This is a genomic window from Citrobacter sp. U14242, from assembly GCF_046555775.1.
GTDB lineage: Bacteria > Pseudomonadota > Gammaproteobacteria > Enterobacterales > Enterobacteriaceae > Citrobacter.
In genome coordinates this window covers 215,773-237,132 of the sequence record NZ_JBKGLW010000008.1, presented here as the reverse complement: position 1 = coordinate 237,132, position 21,360 = coordinate 215,773, and the positions used below count along the sequence as shown (strand labels likewise).

The following is a 21,360-nucleotide window of genomic DNA, read 5'->3' as shown; positions in this document are numbered from 1 at the left end:
GAGAATTGCATGAGCAGTAACTTCAGACATCACTTGTTGAGTCTGTCGTTACTGGTTGGCATAGCGGCCCCCTGGGCCGCTTTTGCTCAGGCGCCAATCAGTAGTGTCGGCTCAGGCTCGGTCGAAGACCGCGTCACTCAACTCGAGCGTATTTCTAACGCTCACAGTCAGCTTTTAACCCAACTCCAGCAACAACTCTCCGATAATCAGTCCGATATTGATGCCCTGCGTGGTCAAATTCAGGAAAGTCAGTATCAGCTGAATCAGGTTGTTGAACGCCAAAAACAGATATTGCTGCAGATGAATAATCTCGGCAGCGGTAGCGCGCCTGCGGCGCAATCTGCGACTGGCGATCAGAGCGGGGCGGCAACCCCAGCACCCGATGCGGGTGCTGCAGCCTCGTCAGGCGCTCCGGCGCAAACTGGCGATGCGAATACTGATTACAATGCGGCAATCGCTCTGGTACAGGATAAATCCCGTCAGGATGATGCGATCGTTGCATTTCAGAACTTCATCAAAAAGTACCCGGATTCTACTTACCTGCCAAATGCGAATTACTGGCTCGGTCAGTTGAATTACAACAAGGGTAAAAAAGATGATGCAGCGTTCTATTTTGCATCCGTAGTTAAAAACTTCCCGAAGTCACCGAAGGCTGCAGACGCGATGTATAAAGTCGGCGTCATCATGCAGGACAAAGGTGACACAGCAAAAGCGAAAGCGGTTTATCAGCAGGTTATCACTAAATACCCTGGTACTGATGGCGCGAAACAAGCACAAAAACGTCTTGGCGCGATGTAATGCACACCATGCGACCAGAAATCGTGTTATTTCTGGTCGCGTCGTGTGATTCCTAAGCAGTTGAGTCATTTACATCGAAATTTTTGTTGCGCTAAAATCTGAAATCAGTAATATATGCCGCCGTTGCCAAGGGATATCAAACAAACCAAAAGCAGCGCAAAAGTGGGTCGTTAGCTCAGTTGGTAGAGCAGTTGACTTTTAATCAATTGGTCGCAGGTTCGAATCCTGCACGACCCACCAATCGTTCTGGTGGAACGCGATAGTAAAACGTGAAGGATAACGTTGCGAGAGCAACGGCCCGTCAGGGCGAGACGAAGTCGAGTCATCCTGCACGACCCACCACTTAATGCAGTATCCAGCGTAGTATCGGGTGATTAGCTCAGCTGGGAGAGCACCTCCCTTACAAGGAGGGGGTCGGCGGTTCGATCCCGTCATCACCCACCACTCGGGGCGTTAGCTCAGTTGGTAGAGCAGTTGACTTTTAATCAATTGGTCGCAGGTTCGAATCCTGCACGCCCCACCAATATTAACATCGTACTCAGATGTTAGCCGTGAAGGATAACGTTGCGTCAGCAACGGCCCGTAGGGCGAGACGAAGTCGAGTCATCCTGCACGCCCCACCAATTCTTATATTGGTGTCGAGTAAAAATTTTCAGGTGATATCCGAGCGGGTCGTTAGCTCAGTTGGTAGAGCAGTTGACTTTTAATCAATTGGTCGCAGGTTCGAATCCTGCACGACCCACCATCCTGAATAATTGAAGCAGTGAACCCCATATGGGGGCGTTAGCTCAGTTGGTAGAGCAGTTGACTTTTAATCAATTGGTCGCAGGTTCGAATCCTGCACGCCCCACCAAATTTAACATCGCACTCAGATGTTGAAAGTGAAGGATAACGTTGCTTTAGCAACGGCCCGTAAGGGCGAGACGAAGTCGAGTCATCCTGCACGCCCCACCAGTGTAAAAAGGCACCCTAAAGGTGCCTTTTTGCTATCTGCGATTTATAAAATTCGAACCTGCAGACCTGATAAGACGCTAGTCCCCATCCGGCATCATCACACGCATTTCTTGTGACTTTTCTCCGCCAATCCGCTATCTTGTTTAGCATACAAAACAATTATAACCGAATATAGCGTATGTCACGCTTTTACTCGGTTATTTCGTTAAGCCAGTAAAACGAGACAGCATGATGAGCGTGATGTTTGATCCTGAAGCAGCAATCTACCCGTTTCCGCCAAAACCTGCGCCGTTGAGTGTGGATGAAAAGCAATTTTATCGAGAGAAAATTAAACGTCTGCTGAAAGAGCGTGATGCCGTCATGGTCGCGCACTATTACACCGATTCTGAAATACAGCAGTTGGCCGAAGAAACCGGTGGCTGTATCTCTGATTCGCTTGAGATGGCGCGGTTCGGATCAAAACATCCGGCCTCTACGTTGCTGGTTGCGGGAGTCCGGTTTATGGGCGAAACAGCCAAAATTCTGAGCCCGGAAAAAACCATCCTGATGCCAACCTTACAGGCTGAATGTTCATTAGATCTGGGGTGCCCGATTGAGTCGTTTAGCGCATTTTGCGATGCGCATCCGGATCGCACCGTCGTAGTGTATGCCAATACGTCGGCCGCGGTTAAAGCGCGCGCTGACTGGGTTGTGACGTCCAGTATTGCCGTCGAACTGATTGAACACCTTGATAGCTTGGGGGAAAAAATCATTTGGGCCCCTGACAAGCACTTGGGCAATTACGTGCAAAAACAGACGGGGGCGGATGTTCTCTGCTGGCAGGGTGCCTGTATCGTTCATGATGAATTTAAAACCCAGGCATTAACACGCATGAAAGGGCTGTATCCTGACGCTGCCGTACTTGTGCACCCTGAATCCCCCCAGTCTATCGTTGATATGGCCGATGCGGTGGGATCAACCAGCCAGTTAATCAGCGCCGCTAAATCGTTACCGCACAGGCAACTGATTGTGGCGACCGATCGGGGTATTTTTTACAAAATGCAGCAAGCGGTTCCGGATAAAGAGCTGCTTGAAGCCCCGACGGCGGGTGAAGGTGCAACGTGTCGTAGCTGTGCGCATTGTCCGTGGATGGCAATGAACGGCCTTAAAGCGATTGCTGAGGGACTTGAGCAGGGGGGGGTGGCTCATGAGATACATGTTGATGCCGCGCTGCGAGAAGGTGCATTGCTGCCATTAAACCGCATGCTGGAATTTGCGGCTACACTACGAGCTTAATTAAGGCGTTTCGCTCTGGGGGAAAAGATGGATTTTTTTAGCACACAGAACATTCTGGTACATATTCCAATCGGTGCAGGCGGGTACGATCTGTCGTGGATTGAAGCGGTGGGGACTATCGCCGGGTTACTGTGTATTGGCCTCGCCAGTATGGAGAAAATCAGTAATTACTTCTTTGGTCTGATAAACGTCACGCTGTTTGCGATTATCTTCTTTCAGATCCAGCTCTACGCCAGCTTGTTGCTGCAGGTGTTCTTTTTTGCCGCCAACATCTATGGCTGGTACGCCTGGTCCCGGCAGACCAGCCAACATGAGGCTGAACTTAAAATTCGCTGGCTGCCGTTGCCGAAAGCGTTGGGCTGGCTGGCGGCTTGTGTGCTGGCAATTGGTCTGATGACCGTGTACATCGACCCGGTGTTTGCGTTCCTCACCCGCATTGCGGTGACTATCATGCAAGGACTGGGATTACAGGTTGCATTACCTGAATTGCAACCGGATGCGTTCCCGTTCTGGGATTCCTGCATGATGGTGCTATCGATTGTGGCGATGATCCTGATGACGCGCAAATACGTCGAGAACTGGCTATTGTGGGTGATCATTAACATCATCAGCGTAGTGATCTTTGCCCTGCAAGGAGTGTATGCCATGTCGCTGGAATACATGATTCTGACGGTGATCGCGTTGAACGGCAGCAGGATGTGGATTAACAGCGCGCGCGAACGTGGCTCACGCGCGTTTTCCCATTAGTGATGGTGATGTGAATGGCCGGACAGTCCCTCATACAGGTGACAGTCCGGCCCATTACATGGTTGGTATTCCATCTGAATCGTCGCGTGTTCAATTTGATAGTGATGAAGAAGAAAGTGCTGAATACGTTCCAGCAACGCATCGTGATCGTGCGGCGGGACTACCTGAACATGCAGCGTCATGACCGGTTTTTCACCCACCATCCAGACGTGAACATGGTGCACGTTGCGAACTTCGGGGATATCCCGGCTGAGATGTCGCTGTAGGGCGGCGATATCCAGCGCATGGGGCGCGCCCTCGAGTAATTCATTCACACTGTCTTTCAGTAAGCGCCAGGCACTGCGCAACACCAGAACAGAAACCAGAATAGAGAGAATAGGGTCCGCAGGGGTCCAGCCCGTCCAGATAATGATCAGTGCCGCAATGATCGCGCCGACCGAGCCCAGCAAATCGCCCATAACATGCAGTGCTGCGGCACGAACGTTGAGGTTTTTCTCTTCGCTGCCGCGATGTAAAACCCAGAAGGCGAGCACGTTAGCCAGTAAACCCGCAACGGCGATAACCATCATCATCCCGCCGGCGACCGGACGGGGCGTATGGAAGCGCTCAATCGCTTCCCAGACGATTAAAATCGTGATCACCACCAACGCAATAGCATTAACAAATGCGGCCAGCGTCGTGAGCCTCAGCCAGCCGAAAGTGTGTCGGATGGTCGGCGGTCGACGGGAAAACTGGACGGCCAGCAGCGCAAAAAGCAGCGCTGCAGCGTCAGTGAGCATATGTCCGGCATCAGCCAGCAGCGCCAGCGAGCCTGAAAGTATCCCTCCCACCACTTCGACCAGCATGAATCCCGCTGTAATGCAGAAGGCGAACAGCAGTCGACGGGCGTTATTATCCTTTGGGTGGTCGGGGGAAGTATGAGTATGTGAGTGCGCCATTGTGCCATCCCTTTGTTATTCTCACCTTTACTGTATGACATCATACCGTTTTTGGGGGGATAAAATTAAAAAGGAGAGCTTCTATTCTCCCGCTATCAGCCACGTAAATATTGGTCGTTGCCTTACAGTTCAGTGGGTAAAGATCCACAATGTGTATCGATAGTCAGCACAGAATTTTGAAAATGATAATAAAAGCCGCAATTACAGTCGGGATTTGCAGTCTGGATCTCACTATTCGCTACATTCTTGCGTTTTTTTGCTTATTCCCGGGATAACACGGTTCGTACTGTAAAACCCCGTTTACACTTTATGACTGAAGATATAGATTGGGGGGATTGCATTCATTTATATAAGTATGGCTACGCTGGAATAATCATGAATTATCAGAACGACGATTTACGCATTAAAGAGATCAACGAGTTATTGCCCCCGGTTGCACTGCTGGAAAAATTCCCCGCTACTGAAAATGCCGCAAATACGGTGGCGCACGCCCGTAAGGCGATTCATAAAATTCTGAAAGGGAATGACGATCGCCTGTTGGTCGTTATTGGGCCGTGCTCAATTCACGATCCGGCTGCCGCTAAAGAGTATGCCGCACGACTTCTGGCGTTGCGTGAAGAGTTGAAAGGCGAGCTTGAAATCGTCATGCGCGTTTACTTTGAAAAACCGCGTACTACCGTCGGCTGGAAAGGGCTTATCAACGATCCGCACATGGACAACAGCTTCCAGATCAACGACGGCCTGCGCATTGCACGTAAATTGCTGTTGGATATCAACGACAGTGGTCTGCCGGCTGCGGGGGAGTTTCTGGATATGATCACCCCGCAATATCTTGCGGATCTGATGAGCTGGGGCGCAATTGGCGCGCGCACCACTGAGTCTCAGGTGCACCGTGAGCTGGCGTCTGGTCTTTCCTGTCCGGTTGGCTTTAAAAACGGTACCGATGGCACAATCAAAGTTGCCATTGATGCCATTAACGCCGCAGGAGCACCACACTGCTTCCTGTCCGTGACCAAATGGGGTCACTCCGCCATTGTGAATACCAGTGGTAACGGCGATTGTCATATCATTCTGCGTGGCGGCAAAGAACCAAACTACAGCGCCCGGCACGTCGCAGACGTAAAAGAAGGTCTGGTCAAAGCGGGTCTGTCTGCGCAGGTGATGATCGACTTTAGCCATGCCAACTCCAGCAAGCAGTTCAAAAAGCAGATGGATGTTGCAAAAGATGTCTGCGGACAGGTTGCCGGCGGCGAGAAAGCAATTATTGGCGTGATGATCGAAAGCCATCTGGTCGAAGGTAATCAGAACCCGGATAGCGGTGAACCCCTGACCTACGGCAAGAGCATCACTGATGCCTGTATTGGTTGGGAAGATACCGATGCTGTGCTGCGCCAGCTGGCGGATGCGGTAAAAGCGCGTCGGGGTTAAAGGCTAGCCTCGCAGAGAGACAAAAAAAAGCGCGGATTATCCGCGCTTTTTTATGTGCAACGAAGAAATTACTTCGCTTTACCCTGGTTGGCAACGGCCGCAGCTTTTGCTGCGATCTCGTCAGCGTTACCCAGATAGTAATGCTTGATCGGCTTGAAGTTTTCGTCGAACTCATACACCAGCGGTACACCCGTCGGGATGTTCAGTTCAAGAATTTCATCTTCACCCATATTATCCAGGTATTTCACCAGCGCACGCAGGGAGTTACCGTGAGCGGCAATAATCACGCGCTCACCGCTTTTCATGCGCGGCAGAATGGTTTCATTCCAGTAAGGGATAACGCGATCGATAGTCAGTGCCAGGCTTTCGGTGACCGGCAGTTCTTTGTCCGTAAGTTTGGCATAACGCGGATCGTGACCCGGATAGCGTTCGTCATCTTTAGTCAGTTCCGGCGGGGTTACCGCAAAGCCACGACGCCATTGCTTAACCTGCTCGTCACCGTATTTCTCGGCAGTTTCGGCTTTGTTCAGCCCCTGCAGCGCGCCGTAATGACGTTCGTTCAGTTTCCAGGATTTTTCAACAGGCAGCCAGGCCTGGTCCAGTTCGTCCAGGACATTCCACAGGGTGTGGATGGCACGTTTCAGCACAGAGGTATAAGCAAAATCGAAGCTGTAGCCTTCCTCTTTCAGCAGTTTACCTGCCGCTTTTGCTTCGCCCACGCCTTTCTCAGACAGGTCAACATCATACCAACCGGTAAAACGGTTTTCGTTGTTCCACTGACTTTCACCGTGACGTACCAGAACCAGCTTAGTTACAGCCATACACTCACTCCTATAAATCATATTGAATGATAATAATTATCATTATATTACCGTAATGCACCAGCGGCAATGCTTACGCATAACCATAGCGAAAATAGCGGCACAGTGTAAGGTTCTTGTGAACTCAAGGTTGCGATTTTGTCTTTGAGTGGTGTGGTTTTGAGCGGATCCCGCGTGGGAATATATGATGAGCCGGGTTTCGGCTCATCACGGCCAACGATCAGGCTGGAATAAATCGGTATTCGGTCAGGCTGGTGTACTCTTCACCCGGTCGCAGAAAGCAGTCTGGTTGCGGCCATTCCGGATGATTTGGGCTGTCAGGCAGAAACTCACTTTCCAGCGCCAGTCCTTGCCAGTCAGCATAGACTTCAGGCCCACGGGATGGCGTGCCGCCGAGGAAGTTACCGGAATAGAACTGCAATGCCGGGGCAGAGGTGTATACCTCCATTTGCAGTTTTTCATCCTGGGACCAAACCATAGCGACCGGTTTGCGGGCGTCGCCTTGCGCCTGCAACAAGAAAGCGTGATCGTAACCTTTCACCTTGCGCTGATCGTCATCGGCCAGAAATTCGCTGTCGATGCGTTTAGGTGCACGGAAATCGAACGAGGTGCCAGCCACGGGTTTCAGTCCGTCATGCGGGATACCCATTTCATCAACCGGCAGGTACATATCGGCCAGAATCTGCAGCGTATGCTGACGGATATCCGTTTTGTCGCCGTCAAGGTTGAAATAAACGTGATTCGTCAGATTTACCGGGCAGGGCTTATCCACCGTCGCACGGTAGGTAATCGAAATACGGTTATCATCGGTCAGGCGATATTGCGCGGTGGCGCAGAGGTGACCCGGAAAACCCTGGTCGCCATCGTCAGAGGTTAAGGCAAACAGCACCTGACGATCATTTTGATTCACTATCTGCCAGCGGCGTTTATCGAAGCCGTCCGGCCCGCCATGTAACTGGTTGTCACCCTGGCTTGGCAGTAACGCAACGGTCTCACCGGCATAGGTATAACGGCTGTCTGCGATACGGTTAGCATAGCGGCCAATGGATGCGCCTAAAAATGCGGCCTGTTGTGGGTATTGCTCCGGGCTGGCGCAACCGAGTAATGCTTCTCGCACGCTACCATCATTAAGCGGGATACGGGCAGAAAGCAGCGTCGCGCCCCAGTCCATCAGTGTGACTACCATCCCCGCGTCATTACGCAGGGTGAGCAGACGAAAGGGTTGGCCATCGGGCGCCATTACGGGAATTTCGTTTAGCACTGTCCAGCTCCTTGTGAAGGTTTGCAGACGTAAAAGGTTTCCTTGATACCGGTTTTCGCTTCGTATTGTTCAGCGACAGCCTGCTGTACGGCAGGAACCAAATCTTGCGGGATCAGCGCCACGATGCAGCCGCCGAAGCCGCCACCCGTCATGCGCACGCCACCCCGATCGCCGATAGTTGCTTTCACAATCTCGACCAGCGTATCAATTTGTGGCACGGTGATTTCGAAATCATCGCGCATTGAAACGTGAGATTCAGCCATCAGCTGACCCATACGTTGCAGGTCGCCTTTCTCCAGAGCCGCTGCGGCTTCAACCGTGCGGGCGTTTTCTGTGATCACATGGCGAACACGTTTGGCAACGATGGGATCCAGTTCATGTGCAACCGCGTTAAAGGCCTCAAGGCTGACATCACGCAGCGCGGGTTGTTGGAAGAAGCGCGCACCGGTTTCACACTGTTCGCGACGGGTGTTGTACTCACTGCCAACCAGTGTACGTTTAAAGTTGCTGTTGATGATCACCACCGCCACACCTTCCGGCATGGAAACCGCTTTGGTGCCCAGCGTACGACAGTCAATCAGCAGCGCATGATCTTTCTTGCCCAGCGCAGAGATGAGCTGGTCCATAATGCCGCAGTTACAGCCGACAAACTGGTTTTCCGCTTCCTGGCCGTTCAGGGCAATCTGTGCGCCGTCGAGTGGCAAATGATAAAGCTGCTGGAACACGGTACCTACCGCCACTTCCAGTGAAGCAGAAGAGCTTAAACCCGCACCTTGCGGCACATTGCCACTGATCACCAGATCCGCGCCGCCAAAGGCGTTATTGCGTTTTTGCAGATGCTTCACGACGCCGCGCACGTAATTTGACCACTGCTGGGTTTCGTGGGCGATAATCGGCGCATCAAGCGAGAACTCATCTATCTGATTTTCGTAATCCGCCGCAATCACACGAACGGTGCGATCATCGCGGGGGGCACAACTGATAACCGTTTGATAGTCGATGGCACACGGCAGGACGAAGCCGTCATTATAATCAGTGTGTTCGCCGATCAGGTTTACACGACCGGGTGCCTGAATGGTATGGGGGGCAGGGTAGCCAAACGATTCAGCAAACAGAGATTGTGTTTTTTCTTTCAGACTCATTATTTAAACTCCGGATTCGCGAAAATGGGTGTCGCTGACCGCACGCAAACGGTCTGCCGCTTGTTCTGCTGTCAGATCGCGTTGGGTCTCCGCCAGCATTTCGTAACCAACCATAAACTTACGTACGGTCGCGGAACGCAGCAGCGGTGGATAAAAGTGTGCGTGCAACTGCCAGTGGTCATTCTCTTCGCCGTTAAACGGTGCGCCGTGCCAGCCCATAGAGTAGGGGAAAGAGCACTGAAACAGATTGTCATAACGACTGGTCAGTTTTTTCAACGCCAGCGCCAGGTCAGTTCGCTGCTCGTCGGTCAAATCGATAATGCGCAGGACATGTGATTTAGGCAGCAGCAGCGTTTCGAATGGCCATGCCGCCCAATAGGGCACAACCGCCAGCCAGTGCTCGGTTTCTACGACCGTACGGCTGCCGTCTGCCTGTTCACGCTGGACATAATCCAGCAGCATTGGCGTGCCCTGCTCGGCAAAGTACGTTTTTTGCAGACGGTCTTCACGTTCGGCTTCGTTGGGCAGGAAACTGTTGGCCCAAATCTGTCCGTGTGGGTGCGGGTTTGAACATCCCATCGCCGCACCTTTATTCTCAAATACCTGCACCCAGGGATAGGTTTTCCCTAAATCTGCGGTTTGTTCCTGCCACGTTTTCACGATTTCGGTCAGCGCGGGTACGCTGAGCTCTGGCAGCGTTTTGCTGTGATCGGGCGAGAAGCAGATCACGCGACTGGTACCGCGTGCGCTCTGGCAACGCATTAATGGGTCGTGGCTATCGGGAGCATCCGGGGTATCAGACATCAGAGCGGCAAAATCGTTGGTAAAAACGTAGGTTCCCGTGTAATCGGGGTTTTTATCACCGGTGACGCGTGTATTGCCTGCACACAGGAAGCAGTCCGGATCATGCGCGGGCAGAACCTGTTTAGATGGCGTTTCCTGCGCCCCTTGCCAGGGGCGTTTTGCACGATGTGGCGAAACGAGGATCCACTGCCCGGTGAGCGGGTTAAAGCGGCGGTGTGGATGATCGACAGGGTTGAATTGCGTCATAACGTGTCCTTAATCCGAATATCCCTGTGGATGGCGTGATTGCCAGTGCCAGGTATCTTGTGCCATTTCATCCAGTGTACGCGTCACGCGCCAGTTAAGTTCGCGGTCTGCTTTGCTGGCATCAGCCCAGTAGGCAGGCAGATCGCCGTCGCGGCGCGGAGCAAAATGATAGTTTACTGGCTTACCACAGGCTTTGCTGAAGGCGTTGACCACATCCAGTACGCTGCTACCAACGCCAGCGCCAAGGTTGTAAATATGTACCCCTTGCTTGCCTGCCAGTTTTTCCATGGCGACAACGTGACCGTCGGCAAGATCCATCACGTGGATGTAATCGCGAACACCGGTACCGTCTTCGGTAGGGTAGTCATTACCAAATATGGCCAGAGACTCACGGCGGCCTACGGCAACCTGCGCGATGTAAGGCATCAGATTGTTAGGGATGCCTTGCGGATCTTCGCCCATGTCTCCTGACGGATGTGCGCCAACCGGATTGAAATAGCGTAGTAACGCGATGCTCCACTCAGGTTGTGCTTTTTGCAGATCGGTCAGGATCTGCTCGACCATCAGCTTACTTTTGCCGTACGGACTTTGTGGTGTGCCGGTCGGGAAGCTTTCAACGTAAGGAATTTGCGGCTGATCGCCATAGACTGTGGCGGAGGAGCTGAATATGAAGTTTTTCACGTTGGCGGCGCGCATCGCATTGACCAGACGCAGAGTGCCGTTGACGTTGTTGTCATAGTACTCCAGCGGCTTAGCCACGGATTCGCCGACGGCCTTCAGACCAGCAAAGTGGATGACCGTATCGATGGCATGATCGTGCAGGATTTCGGTGATCAGCGCTTCGTTACGGATATCACCTTCGACGAAGGTCGGATGTTTTCCACCTAAACGCTCAATAACGGGCAGTACGCTGCGCTTACTGTTGCAGAGGTTATCAAGGATCACGACGTCGTGGCCATTCTTAAGCAACTGCACACACGTGTGGCTTCCAATGTAACCGCTACCACCTGTGACCAATACTCTCATAATTCGCTCCGTTATGCATATATCATGTAATGAAGATAGCATAACAAAGTTGTGAAAAGTGTGACATGGGATAAAATAGTGGAATCGTTTACACGCAATGATCCTCAACGAATGAATTGCATTTTTTGATTTTAAATCATTATGTTATTTAATGATTACAGCTTTTATCTGAAAAATCAGGCCTAAAAAAGGGCGCATTAACGCGCCCAGGTATGAAAACTAACGCAGGGAGGATTGCCGATAGGTGTAGATATCGTTTTCTGGTACGAACTCCAGTCGGTGGGTAATGCAGGCTGGTGCATCTTCAGCATGGTGAGAAACAAACAGCAGTTGGGTTTCGCCTTCGCCGAGCAGAACATCAACGAAGCGGCGGATCAACTGGCGGTTTAACGGATCCAACCCTTGCAAGGGTTCATCAAGGATCAATAGCGTAGGGTGTTTCACTAATGCGCGGACGATCAGCGCCAGGCGCTGCTGCCCCCAGGAAAGGCTGTGGAAAGGGGCGTCTGCAGTGCGTTTAGCCATTCCCAGAATGTCTAGCCACTGTTGCACCAGCTTGTGTTGTCTGTCTGATACGGCCTGATAAATACCGATTGAATCGAAGTAGCCTGAGAGAATGACGTTACGCACCGTGGTGCTTACCCGGTAATCCAGATGCAGGCTGCTGCTGACGTAGCCAATGTGCTTTTTAATATCCCAGATCGTTTCGCCGCTACCCCGACGACGGCCAAACAGCGTCAAATCATTGCTATAACCCTGCGGATGATCGCCGGTAATTAAACTGAGCAGCGTTGATTTTCCCGCCCCGTTTGGACCGACAATCTGCCAGTGTTCCCCTGGGTTTACCCGCCAGCTCAGATGATGAAGAATAGGGCGATCGTTATAGGAAACGACCCCGTCGTTGAGCATAATCCGCGGTTCGTTCTCAGACAATATGCGGCGTGCGGAAGGTTCATCCGGTTCGGGGAGGATAATACCATCAAGCCGTTCACTGTGGGCAAGTTGGGCGATTAACGCTTGTTGCAGAAGAGCCGTTTTTTCACCGGTTTCAGTCAATGTGCAATCGGCGAGTACGCCAGCAAATTGCACAAAATCGGGGATCTCATCAAAGCGGTTTAGCACCAGCACTAACGTAAAACCGGCCTGATGTAACGCCGCTAGCAGCTCTGCCAACTGGCGACGTGAAGCCACATCCAGCCCGTCAAACGGTTCATCAAGGATCAGCAAATCGGGTTCGGACATCAGTGCCTGACAGAGCAGGGTTTTCCGCGTTTCGCCAGTGGAAAGGTATTTGAAACGTCTGCTGAGCAGTGAGGTGATACCAAACTGCTGCGCCAGGGCGGCACAGCGAGCAGGATCGCTGACCTCATCCTGAATAATTTCCGCGGTGGTGCGCCCGGTATCGTCTTCGCCAGGGCTCAGAAGATCGGTGTTGTTACGCTGCCATTCGTCGCTGACCAACTTTTGTAGCTGCTCAAAGGAGAGACGGGTTATACGCGTGAACTGGCTGTGGCGTTCGCCTTTTAGTAACGGCAATTCTCCGGCGAGCGCTCGCGCCAGCGCGGATTTTCCGCTGCCGTTAGACCCTACAAACGCCCAGCTATCACCCGCGTTTAACGTCAACGAATTCAACTGAAGCGTTTTGGTATCACTCAGACGAAACGTGCCTTGCGAAATTTGCAACGATGACATTTTGCATCCCATTTTTTGCAGCGATGAATGACAGGGATACTTTGTCCGGGCGGGAATGTCAATGTCGTTTGTTGCCGGATGGCGGCGCGGGTACCTTATCCGGCCTGAACGTAGGCCTGATAAGCGCAGCGCCATCAGGCGAAGCGGGCTTCAAGATTTAGCACAGCGTTGCGATAATCACTCTGTCCGCGTTGAAATATGCAGTGACATTCGCGCCTTCTTGCAGTGATAGCGCATCGTCAGTCGGAACGGTGGCGCACAGCGTTTGTCCATCCGGTAAGGTCATTAACACTTCACACTGCTCACTCCCGCGTTCAATATGGCTGATGGTGCCTTGCAATTGGTTATCGGCGGCCTGAGCGATAGCATCATCCTGGGTGATCCCCACCCACGGCGCTTTCAACAGGATCAAGACTTCTTTGCCTTCATCAAGTCCCAGACGTTCACCGCTCTGCGCGGTAATCGCGACTTTCAGCCGGGTTTCGCCATCGGCCAGCAGGACGTCAACATGCTGTTGAACCTGGTCATGGTCGCGTGCGGTGATGGTGCCAAACCATTGGTTACGCGCACTGGTTTGCAGTGAGAAGCGGGAGATGGCCGCCAGCAGGCTATTGAGTGGAACCGCATCGTCATCGCTCAGGACATCGAAGGCTTTTTGCTGAATTTGCGCCAGCAGGTCGTATAACTGAATCAGGCGTTGGCCGTAGCGGGTTAACACTGCACCGCCGCCGCCTTTGCCACCGGTGGCGCGCTCTACCAGCGTCTGCTCACTAAGCTGGTTCATTTCGTTAATCGCGTCCCAGGCGCTTTTATAACTGATACCTGCATCCTTCGCGCCCTGACTGATGGAGCCGGAAAGCGCAATGTGCTTAAGCAGAGAAATGCGGCGGGGATCGGCAAACAGTTTTTGCTGAAGTTTCAGTGTAAGTAGGATTTCGGCCTGCATAACAAGCTCCTGGCAAAAAAGGGTATTGTGACGGAAAACCGCGCCTGAGCAAAGCCGACCGCACAAAAGGGGAGTGCTTTTCTGTGTTATGTGGTTAGAATACAACTAAGGACTATATCTGGAGTTGACCATGTTAGAGTTATTGAAAAGTCTGGTATTCGCCGTAATCATGGTACCTGTGGTAATGGCCATCATTCTGGGACTGATTTACGGACTGGGTGAAGTGTTCAACATTTTTTCCGGTATCGGTCAGAAAGACCAATCCAGACAGAACCATTGATTCCCCGAACGCCCGCTTAGCCGGGCGTTTTTTATTGCGCATTATCCAACTGCGTTAGTTTCTCAAGATCCTGCTTTCCCTGCCGATATTTTCTTTGTGTAACCTCTAATTGGTAGTAATAACCACTGGGAAAATCCTGATTTAATCGTTATATTTGCGCCTACATAACGAAACTCAAAGGAGTTACAGATGGCACGTACATGGTTACGCTTGTTTGCAGGGGCAACACTTTCTCTTTCTGTTGCCGGACATGCACTGGCGGATGAAGGTAAAATCACAGTGTTTGCAGCGGCGTCGTTAACGAACGCGATGCAGGACATTGCCGCAGAATATAAAAAAGAGAAGAATGTTGATGTTGTCTCCTCTTTTGCCTCTTCTTCTACGCTGGCACGCCAGATTGAAGCAGGCGCACCCGCCGATCTGTTTATTTCAGCCGATCAGAAATGGATGGATTACGCGGTAGACAAAAAGTCTATCGATACCGCAACGCGCAAAACGCTGCTCGGTAACAGCCTGGTCGTTGTCGCTCCGAAAGCCAGTGCGCAGAAAGACTTCACCATCGACAGCAAAACCAACTGGACCAGCCTGTTGAACGGCGGGCGTCTGGCCGTGGGTGACCCGGAACATGTTCCGGCAGGTATTTACGCGAAAGAAGCGCTGCAGAAATTGGGCGCATGGGATACCCTGGCGCCGAAACTGGCTCCGGCTGAAGATGTTCGTGGCGCATTGGCGCTGGTTGAACGTAACGAAGCCCCGCTGGGTATTGTCTATGGTTCTGATGCCGTAGCCAGCAAAGGCGTAAAAGTTGTGGCGACCTTCCCGGAAGACTCACATAAAAAAGTGGAATACCCTATCGCGATTGTTGATGGGCACGCCAACGCAACGGTCAGCGCGTTCTATGATTACCTGAAGGGACCGCAGGCTTCTGAAATCTTCAAACGTTATGGATTTACGACCAAGTAATGATACTGACTGATCCAGAATGGCAGGCTGTCTTACTGAGCCTGAAAGTTTCTTCCCTGGCCGTGTTGTTTAGCCTGCCGTTTGGGATCTTCTTTGCCTGGTTACTGGTACGCTGTAAGTTCCCGGGCAAAGCGTTGCTCGACAGCGTGCTGCACTTGCCGCTGGTACTGCCTCCTGTCGTGGTGGGGTACCTGCTGCTGGTGGCTATGGGGCGGCGCGGATTTATTGGCGAGTGGCTATATGACTGGTTCGGTATCACGTTTGCGTTTAGCTGGCGCGGCGCGGTTCTGGCTGCGGCGGTGATGTCCTTCCCGCTCATGGTGCGGGCCATCCGTCTGGCGCTCGAAGGGGTGGACGTCAAGCTGGAGCAGGCCGCCCGCACGCTGGGGGCCGGGCGCTGGCGCGTATTCATGACCATTACCTTACCGTTGATGCTGCCTGGCATAATTGTCGGTACGGTGCTGGCGTTCGCGCGTTCACTCGGTGAATTCGGCGCAACCATTACTTTTGTTTCTAATATCCCGGGCGAAACGCGCACCATTCCTTCGGCAATGTACACTCTCATCCAGACGCCTGGCGGCGAAAGTGCGGCGGCAAGGTTATGCATTATTTCTATTGTGCTGGCGCTGATTTCGCTGCTCATTTCTGAGTGGCTGGCGCGAATTAGCCGTGAGCGGACGGGGCGATAATCATGCTGGAACTTCATTTCTCCCAGACGCTGGGAACCCACTGTCTGACGCTCAACGAAACGCTGCCAGCCAGCGGTATTACCGCTATTTTTGGTGTCTCTGGCGCGGGCAAAACGTCGCTGATTAATGCTATCAGTGGTCTGACCCAACCACAGTCCGGGCGCATTGTGCTCAACGGTCGGGTACTGAATGACGTTGAAAACGGTATCTGCCTGACGCCTGAAAAACGCCGGGTGGGCTATGTTTTTCAGGATGCGCGTCTGTTCCCGCATTACAAAGTGCGCGGTAATCTGCGTTATGGTATGGCGAAAAGCATGGCCGGGCAGTTTGATAAGCTGGTGGCGCTGTTGGGCATTGAGCCTTTGCTCGACCGTCTACCCGGAGGCCTTTCTGGTGGTGAAAAGCAGCGTGTTGCTATTGGTCGCGCGTTACTGACCGCACCTGAATTGTTGCTGCTCGATGAGCCGTTAGCCTCGCTGGACATTCCACGTAAGCGTGAGTTGTTGCCTTATCTGCAGCGGCTGGCGCGCGAAATTAATATTCCCATGTTGTATGTCAGCCACTCGCTTGATGAGATTTTGCATCTGGCCGATAAAGTGATGGTGCTGGAAAACGGGCAGGTAAAAGCGTTTGGCTCACTGGAGGATGTCTGGGGGAGCAGTGTGATGCATCCCTGGCTACCGAAAGAGCAGCAGAGCAGCATACTGAAAGTTAACGTACTGGAGCATCACCCGCATTATGCGATGACAGCCCTGGCGCTGGGCGATCAGCATCTGTGGGTCAATAAGCTGGATAAACCGCTGCAAACCGCATTGCGTATCCGGATTCAGGCATCTGATGTTTCGCTGGTATTACAACCGCCGCAGCAGACCAGTATTCGTAACGTACTACGGGCAAAGGTGGCGTCATGCTATGACGACAACGGACAGGTAGAAGTACAGCTTGAGGTCGGCGGGAAAACGCTGTGGGCGAGGATCAGCCCGTGGGCCAGGGATGAACTGGGCATCAAACCTGGCCTGTGGCTGTACGCACAAATTAAGAGCGTGTCGATTACTGCCTGATTACAGCAGGTGAGAGTAGATAAATTTGGCGATGCTGTCGGTGGTATTGTCGCCAATCACGATATTGGCGCGGGCTTTGACTGCGTCGTCCGCATTCCCCATCGCCACGCCGGTACCCGCGGCTTCCAGCATGCTGATATCATTAAAGTTGTCACCAAAGGCGATGACATTCTCCATTGACCCGCCTTGCGCTTCAATCCACTGGGCAAGGCGTCTTCCTTTGCTGTTGCCTTTGCGGGCCACGTCGACCTGATCGTGCCAGGACCACTCACACTCGAGCCCCAACTGCTGTTCAACATGTTTACCAAACTGCTGCAGCTTTGGAATATCTTCGTCAGTCAGGGCAAATTTCCACACGGCGTTAACGTCATGCGCAGCCTGTGCCAGAGACGGAACCTGAGTGAAGGTAGGGCGCTGTTCCGGCGGCAGAGTTTGCGCCCAGTTTGCAGTACGCACGACATGCCCGGTCGGGCGTTCATACAGCATCGCGTCATCCACATACATCAGACCGTGGATCTGATGAGCCTCCAGCATGTCGATCAGCTGCAACGCCTGGTTAACCGGAAGGGGATCGGATTCCAGTACCTTTTTTGCCTGATAATCATACAAGTAAGTGCCATTGCAGCAAATTGCAGGTGTATCCAGCGCCAGTGCCTGATAAAAAGGATGAATAGCAACGTGATGGCGGCCCGTGACAATGATAAGTTGATAGCCGGCTTCTCTGGCGCGTGAGAGCGCTTCGAGAGAGGAGGGCAGCAAGGTTTTTTTCGGGGTCAACAACGTACCGTCTAAATCCAGGGCAATCACGCGAGTGGTCATCAGTTATTCCAGATTAAGGTTGAGAATTGTGTCTTTTGGCATGGTACACCGAGTCGGCAGTCGGACAAAATTCTGAGCCTTAATTAAGCATTCACCGTTAAAAGCGTCTACCTTAGGCGTGTGTCAGGCAATTGCAGCCACCTGCCAAAAGCAAAGGAGTTTTCATGAAGCAAACCGTTTATACCGCCAGCCCTGAGAGTCAGCAAATTCACGTCTGGAGCCTGAATCACGATGGGTCACTGACGCTGACGCAGGTGGTTGATGTACCGGGTCAGGTACAGCCGATGGTTGTCAGCCCGGATAAACGCTACCTCTATGTCGGTGTGCGCCCGGAGTTTCGTGTGCTGGCATACCGTATCGCGCCTGATGACGGTGCGCTGACATTCGCTGCGGAATCTGCACTGCCGGGGAGCCCGACGCATATTTCGACCGATCATCAGGGGCGTTTCGTATTCGTCGGCTCTTATAACGCGGGTAGTGTGAGCGTCACGCGTCTGGAAGATGGCCTGCCGGTGGAACTGGTGGATGTGGTAGAAGGTCTGGATGGGTGTCACTCGGCCAATATCTCACCAGATAACCGTACGTTGTGGGTTCCTGCGTTGAAACAGGATCGTATCTGCCTGTTCACCGTCAGCGATGATGGCCATTTGGTCGCACAGGAACCTGCGGAAGTGACTACCGTTGAAGGTGCGGGTCCGCGTCATATGGCGTTCCATCCGAATCAGCAATATACCTACTGTGTGAATGAGCTGAACAGTTCAGTCGATGTTTGGGAACTGAAAGATCCGTACGGCAAAATTGAGTGTGTACAGACGCTGGATATGATGCCTGCTGATTTCTCTGATACCCGCTGGGCGGCAGATATCCATATTACGCCAGATGGTCGTCATCTGTATGCCTGTGACCGTACCGCCAGCCTGATTACGGTATTCAGCGTATCAGAAGACGGAAGTGTGCTGACCAAAGAAGGCTTCCAGCCTACTGAAACACAGCCGCGCGGTTTTAATATCGATCACAGTGGGAAATACCTGATTGCCGCAGGGCAGAAGTCCCACCATATTGCGGTGTATGAAATTGTGGGGGAACAGGGATTGCTGGCTGAGAAAGGACGCTATGCGGTAGGCCAGGGCCCAATGTGGGTGGTGGTTAACGCGTACTAAAGATCTGTTCTCATCAGGTCTGCGATGGCGGCATAACTCGTAGACCTGATAAGACATTAGCTGGCATCGGGCAATACGCATTTCTGGTGTTCAGAAATAGGTCTCCACAGATTGTCTGTATCATCGGTCCATAAATTCAGCAACAGAGCGAAAAAACGCTCAGCGGGTGGTGAGAGAACAGCATCCTTGCGCCGAATAATTCCCAATGTACGTCTGATAACTGGCTCAACCAGCGGGATCCCTGTAATTGTGGGGTGCGATGTTTGTGGCATCGCCAGGCCTGGTAGCGCCGAAACGCCCAGACCTGCCTCAACCAGACCCAGTGAGGTCGAGAGATGGCGTACTTCATAGAACCAGTCCAGTTTCCATGGTTTATCCGCCAGATTTTGTTCGATGAGCAGGCGATTGCCGCTTGATGAACGCACACCGATCAGTTTGTAATTCACCAATTCCTGCCACTCAACCAGTTGCTTATTGGCTAGTGGGTGATCGCGCCGACATGCCAGAACAAACGGTTCATTTACTAGTGGTGTGAAGTCGATAGCCGAATTTGTGATGCCGCTCATATTTATGCCTAAATCAGCCTCGTTGCAAAGTACGGACTCCATACAATTACTCGTCCCTTGCTCAAGAATTTTTACTTTAATGTTGGGATATAGATCATTAAAATTTCCGATCGCCAGCGGTAAAAAATAAAAAACGGCTGTTGGAATGCAGGACAGCGTCACTATTCCATGATGATAAGCATTCATTCCGCGAACATTAAAAAGAGTTTCATCCAGTTTTCTAATTAACTCTATGGCTTCAGGTAATAACACTCTCCCCGCTTTTGTTAATTTAACTTTACGGGTTGTTCTTTCAAAAAGTTGAATATGTAAATACTCTTCCATTTTTTTAATTCTGCGTGTTAAGGCAGGTTGTGTGATGTTAAGTAATCTAGCTGCATTGTTAAAAGAACTGGACTCGGCCAACGTAACAAATGCCTTCATGCTCGATAATTCATGTTTCATTCTGACTCCGGACTAAATCGGGGAAGCCCCTGTCTAAGATGAATGCGTTCAGTGTATCTGCAATTCTTAAATTTTAATTAATAAAAATAAATCACTAATCACGAAAGCGAAGTCATTAGTCACCCTATTCATGACATGCAACCATGTACGCAGTGGAAATAATACAGAGAGCATTGTCATGAAAAAAATACCTTGCGTAATGATGCGCGGAGGAACGTCCAGAGGCGCGTATTTATTAGCACAAGACCTACCGGAAGAAGAAAAACTGCGTGATGATATATTGATTAAAATTATGGGTTCCGGAAATGCACTGGAAATTGACGGTATTGGCGGTGGCAATCCGTTAACCAGTAAAGTTGCGATTATTAGTCGTTCAAATGATCCGAAAGCTGATATCGATTATTTATTTGCTCAGGTATTGGTGCATGAGCAGCGGGTCGATACCACGCCGAACTGCGGTAATATGCTTTCCGCTGTTGGCGCGTTTGCTATTGAAAAGGGATTAATTAATGCCGTAACGCCGACCACTCGCGTTCGTATTCGCAATGTAAACACCAACACGTTTATTGAAGCTGATATACAGACTCCACATGGTGTTGTTGAGTATGAGGGAGCAGCAAGAATTGATGGTGTACCGGGAACATCGGCCCCTGTTGCGCTGACGTTTCTCAATGCCGCGGGTTCTAAAACCGGGCACATCTTCCCGACAGGTCAGCAGATCGATTATATCGACTCCGTTCCTGTCACCTGCATGGATATGGCGACACCCGTGGTGATTATTCCTGCCGAATATCTCGGAAAAACGGGCTATGAATCAGCGCAAGAATTAGATGCAGACAGCGAATTATCGTCGCGCATCGAGTCTATTCGTTTACTGGCCGGTGAGGCAATGGGGCTGGGGAATGTCAGTAATAAGGTTATCCCCAAACCGATTCTCATCTCGGCACCCCAGCACGGTGGCGCAATTAATGTTCGCTATTTTATGCCGCACTCCTGCCACAAAGCACTGGCAATTACCGGGGCGATAGCTATCGCCAGCAGTTGTGTCATTAACGGTACCGTTACGCGTCAGGTAACGCCAGGCGCGCATTATGGAAATATCAATATTGAACATCCCGGTGGCGCTCTTGATATTCATTTAACCAATGAAGGGGATGAGCCTGCAACTATCAGAGCTTCGGTTATTCGCACCGCCAGAAAAATATTCGCAGGTGATGTTTACCTTCCCTGACAGCATCGACCTCATTTTGCTGTGATTACGGAAAATCGAAAAAACATTCTGTATTACATATACAGATTA

At 51.7% G+C, this 21,360-nt stretch carries 20 protein-coding genes and 5 tRNA genes; 15 read left to right on the top strand and 10 right to left on the bottom strand.

Annotated features, from left to right (window positions below):
* The first annotated feature begins 9 nt into the window (after positions 1-9).
* The 8 genes from cpoB (at position 10) to pnuC (ending at position 3,774) form a co-directional block, all read left to right on the top strand.
* Positions 10-798: a cell division protein CpoB gene (cpoB, locus tag ACLJXE_RS15240; RefSeq protein WP_286628321.1), complete on the top strand. Its 789-nt coding sequence runs from the start codon at positions 10-12 to the stop codon at positions 796-798.
* 164 nt (positions 799-962) lie between these two features.
* A tRNA-Lys gene (locus ACLJXE_RS15235) sits at positions 963-1,038 on the top strand.
* Positions 1,039-1,166: 128 nt separating this feature from the next.
* Positions 1,167-1,242, top strand: a tRNA-Val gene (locus tag ACLJXE_RS15230).
* A 3-nt stretch (positions 1,243-1,245) separates the two neighbouring features.
* Positions 1,246-1,321 (top strand) — tRNA-Lys (locus ACLJXE_RS15225).
* Positions 1,322-1,467: 146 nt separating this feature from the next.
* A tRNA-Lys gene (locus ACLJXE_RS15220) sits at positions 1,468-1,543 on the top strand.
* A 32-nt stretch (positions 1,544-1,575) separates the two neighbouring features.
* A tRNA-Lys gene (locus ACLJXE_RS15215) sits at positions 1,576-1,651 on the top strand.
* A 332-nt stretch (positions 1,652-1,983) separates the two neighbouring features.
* Positions 1,984-3,027, top strand: a complete 1,044-nt coding sequence (gene nadA / locus ACLJXE_RS15210; RefSeq protein ID WP_410751346.1) for a quinolinate synthase NadA — start codon at positions 1,984-1,986, stop codon at positions 3,025-3,027.
* A 27-nt stretch (positions 3,028-3,054) separates the two neighbouring features.
* Positions 3,055-3,774 (top strand): nicotinamide riboside transporter PnuC, encoded by a 720-nt coding sequence (pnuC, locus tag ACLJXE_RS15205; RefSeq protein ID WP_410751317.1) that lies wholly within the window; start codon positions 3,055-3,057, stop codon positions 3,772-3,774.
* Here pnuC and zitB read toward each other — a convergent pair.
* Positions 3,771-4,712, bottom strand: coding sequence for a CDF family zinc transporter ZitB (gene zitB / locus ACLJXE_RS15200; protein WP_410751316.1), 942 nt, complete (start codon positions 4,710-4,712; stop codon positions 3,771-3,773). The genes pnuC and zitB overlap by 4 nt on opposite strands.
* 375 nt (positions 4,713-5,087) lie before the next feature.
* Between zitB and aroG the strand changes: the two genes are divergently transcribed.
* Positions 5,088-6,140 carry a 3-deoxy-7-phosphoheptulonate synthase AroG gene (gene aroG, locus ACLJXE_RS15195; RefSeq protein ID WP_286628318.1) on the top strand — a complete coding sequence of 351 codons (1,053 nt, stop codon included), beginning with the start codon at positions 5,088-5,090 and terminating at the stop codon, positions 6,138-6,140.
* Positions 6,141-6,208: 68 nt separating this feature from the next.
* On the opposite strand, the gene gpmA is transcribed toward aroG, so the two are convergent.
* From gpmA to modE, 7 genes are all read right to left on the bottom strand, one after another.
* Positions 6,209-6,961, bottom strand: coding sequence for a 2,3-diphosphoglycerate-dependent phosphoglycerate mutase (gpmA, locus tag ACLJXE_RS15190; protein ID WP_003022999.1), 753 nt, complete (start codon positions 6,959-6,961; stop codon positions 6,209-6,211).
* 220 nt (positions 6,962-7,181) lie between these two features.
* On the bottom strand, positions 7,182-8,222 hold the full coding sequence (gene galM / locus ACLJXE_RS15185; RefSeq protein WP_410751315.1) for a galactose-1-epimerase: 1,041 nt from the start codon (positions 8,220-8,222) through the stop codon (positions 7,182-7,184).
* The gene (gene galK / locus ACLJXE_RS15180) at positions 8,216-9,364 is read right to left on the bottom strand and encodes a galactokinase (RefSeq protein ID WP_410751314.1); all 1,149 of its coding nucleotides are present in this window, start codon (positions 9,362-9,364) and stop codon (positions 8,216-8,218) included. Before galK ends, galM begins: the two co-directional genes overlap by 7 nt.
* Before the next feature lie 3 nt (positions 9,365-9,367).
* Positions 9,368-10,414, bottom strand: a complete 1,047-nt coding sequence (galT, locus tag ACLJXE_RS15175; protein WP_410751313.1) for a galactose-1-phosphate uridylyltransferase — start codon at positions 10,412-10,414, stop codon at positions 9,368-9,370.
* Positions 10,415-10,423: 9 nt separating this feature from the next.
* Positions 10,424-11,440: a UDP-glucose 4-epimerase GalE gene (galE, locus tag ACLJXE_RS15170; protein WP_040232497.1), complete on the bottom strand. Its 1,017-nt coding sequence runs from the start codon at positions 11,438-11,440 to the stop codon at positions 10,424-10,426.
* Positions 11,441-11,659: 219 nt separating this feature from the next.
* Positions 11,660-13,132, bottom strand: coding sequence for a molybdate ABC transporter ATP-binding protein ModF (modF, locus tag ACLJXE_RS15165; protein WP_410751312.1), 1,473 nt, complete (start codon positions 13,130-13,132; stop codon positions 11,660-11,662).
* 157 nt (positions 13,133-13,289) lie between these two features.
* Positions 13,290-14,078: a molybdenum-dependent transcriptional regulator gene (modE, locus tag ACLJXE_RS15160; protein ID WP_137384363.1), complete on the bottom strand. Its 789-nt coding sequence runs from the start codon at positions 14,076-14,078 to the stop codon at positions 13,290-13,292.
* 130 nt (positions 14,079-14,208) lie between these two features.
* Between modE and ACLJXE_RS15155 the strand changes: the two genes are divergently transcribed.
* The 4 genes from ACLJXE_RS15155 to modC all read left to right on the top strand — a co-directional run bounded on the left by ACLJXE_RS15155 (position 14,209) and on the right by modC (position 17,071).
* Complete coding sequence (locus ACLJXE_RS15155) at positions 14,209-14,358, top strand: AcrZ family multidrug efflux pump-associated protein (RefSeq protein ID WP_003023026.1); 150 nt, start codon at positions 14,209-14,211, stop codon at positions 14,356-14,358.
* Between the two features lie 189 nt (positions 14,359-14,547).
* The gene (gene modA / locus ACLJXE_RS15150) at positions 14,548-15,321 is read left to right on the top strand and encodes a molybdate ABC transporter substrate-binding protein (protein ID WP_286628313.1); all 774 of its coding nucleotides are present in this window, start codon (positions 14,548-14,550) and stop codon (positions 15,319-15,321) included.
* Complete coding sequence (gene modB / locus ACLJXE_RS15145) at positions 15,321-16,010, top strand: molybdate ABC transporter permease subunit (RefSeq protein WP_005125418.1); 690 nt, start codon at positions 15,321-15,323, stop codon at positions 16,008-16,010. The genes modA and modB overlap by 1 nt, the downstream gene beginning before the upstream one ends.
* A gap of 2 nt (positions 16,011-16,012) precedes the next feature.
* On the top strand, positions 16,013-17,071 hold the full coding sequence (gene modC, locus ACLJXE_RS15140) for a molybdenum ABC transporter ATP-binding protein ModC (RefSeq protein ID WP_286628312.1): 1,059 nt from the start codon (positions 16,013-16,015) through the stop codon (positions 17,069-17,071).
* Here the strand turns inward: modC and ACLJXE_RS15135 are convergent, their stop codons facing one another.
* Complete coding sequence (locus tag ACLJXE_RS15135; protein ID WP_410751311.1) at positions 17,072-17,890, bottom strand: pyridoxal phosphatase; 819 nt, start codon at positions 17,888-17,890, stop codon at positions 17,072-17,074.
* Positions 17,891-18,054: 164 nt separating this feature from the next.
* Here ACLJXE_RS15135 and pgl point away from each other — a divergent pair, with 164 nt between their 5' ends.
* A complete protein-coding gene (pgl, locus tag ACLJXE_RS15130; RefSeq protein WP_410751310.1) occupies positions 18,055-19,050 on the top strand; it encodes a 6-phosphogluconolactonase in 996 nt (331 codons plus the stop codon).
* Between the two features lie 56 nt (positions 19,051-19,106).
* Here pgl and ACLJXE_RS15125 read toward each other — a convergent pair whose 3' ends face one another.
* A complete protein-coding gene (locus ACLJXE_RS15125; RefSeq protein ID WP_410751309.1) occupies positions 19,107-20,060 on the bottom strand; it encodes a LysR family transcriptional regulator in 954 nt (317 codons plus the stop codon).
* 178 nt (positions 20,061-20,238) lie between these two features.
* On the opposite strand from ACLJXE_RS15125, the gene ACLJXE_RS15120 reads away from it, so the two are divergent.
* On the top strand, positions 20,239-21,291 hold the full coding sequence (locus ACLJXE_RS15120) for a 4-oxalomesaconate tautomerase (RefSeq protein ID WP_410751308.1): 1,053 nt from the start codon (positions 20,239-20,241) through the stop codon (positions 21,289-21,291).
* The last annotated feature ends 69 nt before the right edge of the window (positions 21,292-21,360 follow it).